Here is an 8,116-nt window from a genome sequence, read left to right on the forward strand (position 1 = left end):
CAAGATCATCAAGCTGGTTCGTGAAATGTTCGACCTGCGTCCGTACGCCATCACCACAAGGTAGCATCGAACTCAGGACCGTCGCGCCACCAGCAAGAACGAAGCCGCACTGGCCAGCAGCCCCGCACACAGGCGATTGAACAGACGTTTGCCGCTCGGCCGGGCAAACAGCCGCCGCGCATAAATCCCCATGTAGCAATACAACCCGATGGCAATGCACTCCAGCGCCAGGAACAGGCCGCCCAGCACGGCGAACTGCTGGGTGACAGTGCTGGCGCGGTCGACGAACTGCGGCAGGAAGGCGGTGAACAACAGGATCGCCTTCGGGTTGCCGATCGCCACCAGAAACTCCTGGCGTGCCAGGCGGGTCACGCTCATCGAAGTGACCGCCGTTTCAGCTCCGGCTTCTGGCTGCGCCCGCCACAATTGCACGGCAAGGTAGAACAGATAAGCGGCCCCCACGAACTTGATCCCCAGGAACAACAGTTCCGAGGTATGCAGCACAGCGGTCAATCCCACCGCTGCCAGGGCAATCATGAGTGCAAACGCCAGCAACCGGCCAATGCCACCGCTGCACGCCCGGACGAAGCCATAACGCGAGGCGTTGCTGATGGACAGCAGGTTATTCGGCCCCGGCGCCATGTTCAGCGCGAAGCAGGCCGGGATGAAAACAGCGAGGGTCGTCAGGTCCATAGGATGCACGCCTGGCAGAGCAGATCGAGCCCCCATTCTGCACTCGCCCCTGATGGGTTCAAGGCACAGTTGCGCAACCAAATCACCCTGCACTGTACCGCCACGACTTCGCTATCGCCCCCTGCAAAATCCGGTAACGCTCCCAGCCTCGCACCTTCTGTGACAGTGACTAGCCTTCAAGCACACCACCAAGCAAGGATGCTTCGATGCTGCCGTTATCACGCCTATTGGCCTGTCTTATATTCATCTGCTCCCCTGTCATCGCCGCGTCTTGTCCCGACTGGCCCCTCGGACGCGCCCAGGCGGAAATCACCGCCCTGCAACAGCGAATCGATTCGTGGGATGACAGCTATCACCGTCTCGGCCGATCACTGGTAGCCGATGAGCTCTACGATCAATCCCGCATCCAGCTGGGCCATTGGCGCGACTGCTTTGACCTTGCGGCACCCAGTTTCCCCCTGCGTACGGCGGGCGGGAAAGTGCCACACCCGGTTGCACACACCGGCCTGGACAAACTCAAGGATGCCGCCGCGGTCAAGGCGTGGCTACAAGGCCGAGAAGACCTCTGGGTCCAACCGAAAGTCGATGGCGTGGCCGTGACTCTGATCTATCGCGGGGGGCGCCTGCATCAGGCGATCAGCCGCGGTGATGGTGTCCAGGGGCAAGACTGGACCTGGGCTGCGCACAAAATCAACGCCATCCCGCAACGGCTGAATCAGCCATTGGACCTGGTCGTTCAGGGTGAGCTGTACTGGCGGCTGATTGCCCATGTCCAGGCCAGCAACGGCAGTCTCAACGCCCGGGCGACCGTGGCGGGGCTGATGGCGCGCACGAATTTGACCGCGCAAGAAGGGGCGGACATCGGCCTGTTTGTCTGGGACTGGCCTGACGGACCGGCCACGCTGCCCGAACGGGAGGCGACCCTGCAGGCGCTGGGCTTCGCCGACACCATCGGCTACAGCCAGCCCGTTCAGGCATTGGCCGACGTCGAGCACTGGCGCAACCACTGGTATCGCACGCCCCTGCCCTTTGCCAGCGATGGCATCGTCTTGCGCCAAAGCCGCCGCCCACCGGCTGACCGCTGGCAAGCCCGGGCGCCGTTCTGGAGCGTGGCCTGGAAGTACCCCTATGCCCAGGCCCTGGCCGAGGTGCGCAACGTGCGCTTCAAGATCGGTCGTACCGGGCGCATCACGCCCGTGCTGGAACTTGAACCTGCCATGCTCGACGACCGACGAATCCGCCGCGTGAGCGTCAGCACCCTCAAACGCTGGGAGCAAATGGACATTCGTCCTGGCGACCGGGTCGCCATCAGCCTGGCCGGGCTGACCATTCCACGCCTGGACAGCGTCGTGTTGCGTAGTGTCGAGCGCCAGGACGTGAACGCCCCAGCGGCAGCCGATTATCACTTTTTAAGTTGCTGGCAGCCGACACCCGGCTGCGAAAGCCAGTTTCTGGCGCGCCTGGGCTGGCTCAGCGGCAAGCACGGGTTAGCCCTGCCCCATGTCGGCCCGGGCACCTGGGAAAAGCTCCTGGCCGCCGGTCGACTCAATGGTTTGCTGGATTGGATGACCCTCGATGCCGACGAGCTTGCTAACATTGCCGGCTTCGGCGAACGCAGCAGCGCCCGCTTGCTCGACAGCCTGCACAGCGCCCGGCAACGTCCTTTTGGGCAGTGGCTCAAGGCTCTTGGCCTGCCACCCACCGGCGAGGTCCGGCTGGAAGGGCCATGGCAGGTGCTTGCCGAGCGCGACATCGAACATTGGCAAGCCGAAGCCGGTATCGGCCCGGGACGCGCCGCGCAACTGAGGGCTTTTTTTCGCGACCCACAGGTGCTGGCGTTAAGTGAAGTACTAAGGGGTGCCGGGGTCGACGGTTTTTAATCCAGGTCCCACAGTTGAACCCAAGGGGTAAACATGCGCTCCAACAGCGCATCTATACCAACCGTTCGCGAGTTTTCACGGAGTTGCTATGAATTTCCTGTCTCCTATCGCACTGCTGACACTATGCAGCGCTATGGCCGCCCCCCTGATGGCAGCCGAGCAAACACCGGAGCTCACCGGCTGCGCAGCCAAGCGCCAGGGCATCATCAATCAAATCGAGCTGGCCAAGTCCCGCGACAACAAAGACCAGCAAGCCGGCCTGGAAACAGCATTAAGCCAGGTCACCACCCATTGCACCGACGCGTCCCTGCGCAAGGAACGTGAAAACAAGGTTCTTGAAGCCAAGCACGAAGTCAACCAGCGTCAGGCCGATCTGGACAAAGCCATGAAAAAAGGCGACGCGCAGCGGATCAACAAACGCAAGGACAAGCTGGCGGCTTCGCGCAAAGAGTTGCAGGAAGCGGTGGATGAGTTGGATAAATAAGCGGCAAGTTTCAAGCTGCAAGCCCCAAGCTTCACACTTGCAGCTTGCAGCTAAAAACTTGCAGCTGCCCCTACTCAATAATCCCGAAACTCTTTATGGCAGGCACTGCACGCGTCCTCTACTTTCTGCACCGCAGGCCCCAGGTTGCTGGCCCTGTACGGCTGGACCTTGCTGGCGGTTACCAACTCACCGGTGGCGGCTTCAAGGCTGCGGGCCAGTTCCTGGAAACGCGCCTGTTTTTGCCAGACCTCATCCCGGGCACTGGTGTGGTCTTCTTCACGCACTTGCGGGAAATGCTTCCACGGCTCGCGGGACAGTTGATCAAGTTGCACCGCGCCCTCGGCAAAGCGCGGGCCGTCGAACGGGATGCGACCGCGCAGCATGCCACCGAGCTCTTCGTTGGTCTTGAGCATCTGCTTGAAGATCGCTTTGCGTTGGCCCAGCGGGGAATTGGGATCGACACCGCCACAGGCGGACAACATCAGGCAGGCCAGCACGGCCATGGAAAATCGTTTTACAAACATCTTGGCCTCGGAGCAGGAAACGGCGGTTAGTATCCTCGGGTCATCGGCAAAGACCAATAGCCCTATTATCAATACGGGTTGTCTGGACGCCTGGAGCGTCCGTACGACCGGCAAGGAAATCTCATGCACAGTTTCAAGACCTGGCACAAAGGCCTGGCGCTGACCCTACCGCTTATCGCGCTGTTGGCCGGTTGCAATCGCGGCGACAAAGCCGAAGAGCCCCAGACCCACGCCGTCGCTACTTATGTCAGCGCACCGTGGGAAGCCTTGCCATCGGTGTCCGACGAGGACCTGCTGGCGGGCTTTGGCTCCTGGCGCAGCGCCTGCACCCGGCTCAAGGCCGACGCGGTGTGGGGTGCTACCTGCGCGGCGGCGGCCAACGTGCCGCTGACCGCCGTGGATGTGCGCAACTTTCTGAAGCAGAACCTGGATGTCTACGGCCTGCGCTCGGGTGACAACAGCCCCAACGGTCTGATTACCGGTTACTACGAACCGGTCTACCCCGGCAGCCTCACCCAGACTGCCAGCGCCAACATCCCGGTGTACGGGGTGCCGGAGGACATGATCATCGTGTCGCTGGACAGTATTTACCCCGAGCTCAAGGGCAAGCGCCTGCGCGGTCGCCTCGAAGGCCGAGTGCTCAAGCCCTACGACGACGCGGCCACCATCGAAACCAACGGGGTGAAGGCTCCGGTGATCGCCTGGCTGACAGACCCGATGAACCTGCAATTCCTGCAAATCCAGGGCTCGGGCCGCATTCGACTCGATGACGGCCGCCAGTTGCGCATCGGCTATGCCGACCAGAACGGCCACCCCTACCGGCCCATCGGGCGCTGGCTGGTCGAACAGGGCGAACTGAAGAAAGAAGAGGTGACCATGGGCACCATCAGTGCCTGGGCAAAAGCCAACCCGAACCGGATTCCCGAATTACTGGGCAGCAACCCCAGCTACGTGTTTTTCAACCGCAACCCCGACAGCAACGAAGGGCCACGGGGTTCACTGAATGTGCCGCTGACCGCCGGCTACAGCGTGGCGGTGGATCGCAAGGTGATTCCTCTGGGAAGCCTGTTGTGGTTGTCCACCACCCGCCCTGACGGCAGTGCATTGAACCGCCCGGTCGCGGCCCAGGACACCGGCGGCGCAATTGCCGGCGAAGTACGGGCGGATCTGTTCTGGGGCACCGGCGAAGCAGCGGGAAACCTGGCCGGGGATATGAAACAACAGGGGCAGATCTGGATGCTGTGGCCCAAGGGCATGGCATTGCCGCAGGTGCCGCAGGTTGCCAATACGGTCACCGCCAATCCCTGAGAAGTGGGCTGACTGTACCAGCCCCATCGCGAGCAGGCTCGCTCCCACAGTTGATCTCCAGTGGACACATGTTTTGTGTACGACTAGATCCAATGTGGGAGCGAGCCTGCTCGCGATGGGGCCAGCACAGACAACGGGACTCAACCGCCAGGCTCAGACCGAAACGAAGAAGAAACTCAACACCAACCCTACCCCCACGAACCACACCAGCGAACGCAAGATCGCCCAGTCCGCCAGATAGCAGATGATGTACAGCAGACGACTGGTGATAAACAGCACCGCCAGCACGTTGATGGTCACAAGCTCGGCATTGCCGGCCAGGTGCGCGACAATCACGGCAGCGGCGAAAAACGGGGCGATTTCAAAGCTGTTCAGTTGCGCGGCGTATGCACGCCGGGGGGCTCCTTCGAGCGAGTCCAGAAAATCCCGAGGGTCGTGGTTGTCGCTCAACCGGTACTTTCCACCGGCCTTGGCGATCGCAATGCACAGGTAAGGCAGGAGAAAGGCAATCAAAATGCACCACAGGGCAACCGTCATGAAGCAGTTCCTTCTTTGAGTGTTATAGAAAAACAAGAATCGAGGCACTGGTCAGAATTTCATCACCAACATGCCAATCAGCACCAGCCCGCAGGCTAAGAGCCGCGGCCGGCCGAAAGGTTCTTTCAGGTAGCGCATGCCAAACAACACCACCAGGATCACGCTGATCTCCCGCAGCGCAGCCGCTTCGGCAATCGAGCCCAGTTGCATGGCCCACAGCACCAGAGCGTAGCTCAACAATACGCAAAACCCGACCGCCAGCCCCAGCCGCCACTGTTCACGCCAGAACAGCATGAACGCAGGTCGTTTGCGCACCAGCGCCAGCAACGGAAAGGGCCAGGCACTGAGCAGCGTGACCCAGGCCAGGTAATCCAGTGGCCGGGGCCAGCGCCGAAGGGCATGGCCGTCAATAAAGGTGTAGCAGCCGATGCACAGGCCGATCAGCGCCACCACCGGTAGCATCGACCAGGGCAACCGTTCGCCACCACCGCCCTGCCACAACAGGCACAGCATGCCGAACGGGATCAGCAAGATGCCGATGATCTGATGGGTTGTCAGCACTTCTCCGGCGAAGATCAACGTCAAAGCCAGCACCACCAATGGCGACAGACCACGCATCAGCGGATAGACCAGCCCCAGGTCACCCACCCGATACGCCTGAATCAACAGATAGCGGTACAACAGCTCGAATGCCGCCGACGCCAGGATCCACGGCCAGATCTCCAGCGGTGGCAACGCCACAAAGCCCAGCACCAGCACCACGAACAGCAACGCGACGCTGTCCATGCACGCCACCACCAGCAAACGCTCGCCACTGAACTTGATCAACGTATTCCATGCCGCATGCAACAGCGCGGCGACCAATACCAAGGCCGTTGCCAGCACAGCAAGCTCCTTATTGCGTCCAGAGAATTGATTCGCCATCCATCAGCGCCCGTTTATACTGCAAACGACCACGCCGCACTCAGTTGCGCATAAACCAATTCCAATAATTTTGCTGCTGCCCCGTTTCATCCGAACCGGCGCATCGGCATGCGTATGCCTGATCAGAGCGTCAAGACTACAGACAGAGACTTTGCGCATGCCACTCGCCTTGCTTGCTTTGGCCGTCGCCGCTTTTGGCATCGGCACCACCGAATTCGTCATCATGGGGCTGTTGCCCGATGTCGCCCGTGACCTGGCCGTGAGCATTCCCCAGGCCGGGCTGCTGATTACCGGGTACGCCCTGGGCGTGGTGTTCGGCGCGCCGATCCTGGCCATCGGCACCGCCAACATGCCGCGCAAGGCAACGCTGCTGGGCATGACGCTGATGTTCATCGTCGGCAACGTGCTCTGCGCCCTGGCGCCGAACTACGCCACGCTGATGGCCGCCCGGGTCATCACCGCACTGTGCCACGGGGCATTCTTCGGGATCGGCTCGGTGGTCGCGGCCGGACTGGTGCCACCGAACAAACGGGCCCAAGCCATTGCGATGATGTTCACAGGACTGACCCTGGCCAATGTACTGGGCGTGCCCTTGGGCACTGCGTTGGGCCAATATGCCGGCTGGCGCTCGACCTTCTGGGCGGTATCGGTCATCGGGATCATTGCCGCCCTTGCCCAATGGGTCTGGCTGCCCCGGGAAATTCCCATGGAGAAGGCCAATCTGGCCAGCGAGTTCAGAGTGCTGGGCAAGGCCAACGTGCTGCTGGCCCTGGGCATGAGCGTGCTGGCCTCCACCAGCCTGTTCAGCGTGTTCACCTACATCGCGCCGATCCTGCAGGACATCACGGGAGTCAGCCCCCACGGCATCACGCTCATGCTGCTGCTGTTCGGTGTCGGCCTGACAGCGGGCAGTTTCCTCGGCGGACGGCTGGCGGACCGGCGCCTGCTGCCTTCGCTGGTAGCCATGGCCCTGGCGGTGGTGCTGGTGCTGGCCGCGTTCAGCCAGACCAGCCGGTCGGTGGTTCCTGCAGCTATTACCCTGGTCCTATGGGGTGTGTTCGCCTTCGCACTGTGTCCGATCCTGCAATTGCTGATCATCGACCAGGCCCAAGAAGCGCCGAACCTGGGCTCGACCCTGAACCAGAGCGCGTTCAACCTTGGCAACGCGGCGGGTGCCTGGATTGGCGGCCTGGTGGTGGCCAGCGGCGCCGACCTGGCGGACCTGCCATGGACCGGCGCTCTGGTGGGCGGGCTGACCGTGTTGACAGCACTGTATTTTATCTACCGTCAGCGTCGTCAGGACGCCCTGGTGGGTGTGGTCGACTAGGCTGGCCGGTCTCGCTCCGCACCTGGGCATGACTCAGCAGCGCAAAGATGAAACTGCCACCAATGATATTCCCTGCCAGGGTCGGCCCGGCGAACACCATCCAGAAGTCCGCCCACGACAGCTGGCCGGCGAACACCAGATAGGACACTTCGGCCGAGCCGACGACAATGTGGGTGAAATCCCCAAGCGCCATCAGATAGGTGATGAGGATGATGATCCACATCTTGGCGCTCTCTATGGACGGGATCATCCAGACCATGGTGGCGATCATCCAGCCTGAAATGATGCCCTTGGCGAACATCTGGCCAGTGTCGTTTTCCATGACCTTGCGACCGATCTCCAGAAAAGCCATATCGGTGCGGCGGTCGAAAATCGGCAGATGCAGCATCACATAGGCCACCAGCAAGGTCCCGCACAGGTTCCCCACCAACACCACCCC

Annotated in this window: 9 protein-coding genes; 4 read left to right on the plus strand and 5 right to left on the minus strand. The window is 61.6% G+C overall.

Annotated elements, in window-relative coordinates:
* Positions 1-72: 72 nt before the first annotated feature.
* Complete coding sequence (locus GSM73_RS23605) at positions 73-693, minus strand: LysE family translocator (RefSeq protein ID WP_076383377.1); 621 nt, start codon at positions 691-693, stop codon at positions 73-75.
* 206 nt (positions 694-899) lie between these two features.
* On the opposite strand from GSM73_RS23605, the gene ligB reads away from it, so the two are divergent.
* A complete protein-coding gene (gene ligB, locus GSM73_RS23610; RefSeq protein ID WP_160893973.1) occupies positions 900-2,573 on the plus strand; it encodes an NAD-dependent DNA ligase LigB in 1,674 nt (557 codons plus the stop codon).
* A gap of 88 nt (positions 2,574-2,661) precedes the next feature.
* Entirely contained in the window at positions 2,662-3,057 is a 396-nt protein-coding gene (locus GSM73_RS23615; protein ID WP_047230417.1) for a DUF1090 domain-containing protein, read from the plus strand.
* 74 nt (positions 3,058-3,131) lie between these two features.
* Here GSM73_RS23615 and GSM73_RS23620 read toward each other — a convergent pair whose 3' ends face one another.
* Complete coding sequence (locus tag GSM73_RS23620) at positions 3,132-3,581, minus strand: cytochrome c (RefSeq protein WP_047230418.1); 450 nt, start codon at positions 3,579-3,581, stop codon at positions 3,132-3,134.
* A gap of 123 nt (positions 3,582-3,704) precedes the next feature.
* On the opposite strand from GSM73_RS23620, the gene GSM73_RS23625 reads away from it, so the two are divergent.
* Positions 3,705-4,889, plus strand: coding sequence for a murein transglycosylase A (locus GSM73_RS23625; protein WP_139048961.1), 1,185 nt, complete (start codon positions 3,705-3,707; stop codon positions 4,887-4,889).
* Between the two features lie 153 nt (positions 4,890-5,042).
* Here the strand turns inward: GSM73_RS23625 and GSM73_RS23630 are convergent, their stop codons facing one another.
* Together GSM73_RS23630 and GSM73_RS23635 are read right to left on the minus strand one after the other, a co-directional pair.
* Positions 5,043-5,426 (minus strand): MAPEG family protein, encoded by a 384-nt coding sequence (locus tag GSM73_RS23630; protein ID WP_047230420.1) that lies wholly within the window; start codon positions 5,424-5,426, stop codon positions 5,043-5,045.
* 51 nt (positions 5,427-5,477) lie between these two features.
* Complete coding sequence (locus GSM73_RS23635; RefSeq protein WP_047230421.1) at positions 5,478-6,311, minus strand: EamA family transporter; 834 nt, start codon at positions 6,309-6,311, stop codon at positions 5,478-5,480.
* A 196-nt stretch (positions 6,312-6,507) separates the two neighbouring features.
* Here GSM73_RS23635 and GSM73_RS23640 point away from each other — a divergent pair, with 196 nt between their 5' ends.
* Positions 6,508-7,677 carry an MFS transporter gene (locus GSM73_RS23640; RefSeq protein ID WP_160893975.1) on the plus strand — a complete coding sequence of 390 codons (1,170 nt, stop codon included), beginning with the start codon at positions 6,508-6,510 and terminating at the stop codon, positions 7,675-7,677.
* On the opposite strand, the gene GSM73_RS23645 is transcribed toward GSM73_RS23640, so the two are convergent.
* On the minus strand, positions 7,628-8,116 hold a 489-nt coding region (locus tag GSM73_RS23645; protein ID WP_178129682.1), incomplete at its 5' end, for a formate/nitrite transporter family protein. The genes GSM73_RS23640 and GSM73_RS23645 overlap by 50 nt on opposite strands.

It is taken from the genome of Pseudomonas sp. PICF6, assembly GCF_009831705.1.
Lineage (GTDB): Bacteria > Pseudomonadota > Gammaproteobacteria > Pseudomonadales > Pseudomonadaceae > Aquipseudomonas > Aquipseudomonas rhizophila.

Bases quoted from the DNA above. Each gene is read 5' to 3' on its own strand.
- GSM73_RS23625 (WP_139048961.1), top strand. From the start codon at position 3,705: ATGCACAGTTTCAAGACCTGGCACAAAGGCCTGGCGCTGACCCTACCG.
- GSM73_RS23630 (WP_047230420.1), bottom strand. From the start codon at position 5,426: ATGACGGTTGCCCTGTGGTGCATTTTGATTGCCTTTCTCCTGCCTTAC.
- GSM73_RS23640 (WP_160893975.1), top strand. From the start codon at position 6,508: ATGCCACTCGCCTTGCTTGCTTTGGCCGTCGCCGCTTTTGGCATCGGC.
- GSM73_RS23615 (WP_047230417.1), top strand. From the start codon at position 2,662: ATGAATTTCCTGTCTCCTATCGCACTGCTGACACTATGCAGCGCTATG.
- ligB (WP_160893973.1), top strand. From the start codon at position 900: ATGCTGCCGTTATCACGCCTATTGGCCTGTCTTATATTCATCTGCTCC.
- GSM73_RS23620 (WP_047230418.1), bottom strand. From the start codon at position 3,581: ATGTTTGTAAAACGATTTTCCATGGCCGTGCTGGCCTGCCTGATGTTG.
- GSM73_RS23605 (WP_076383377.1), bottom strand. From the start codon at position 693: ATGGACCTGACGACCCTCGCTGTTTTCATCCCGGCCTGCTTCGCGCTG.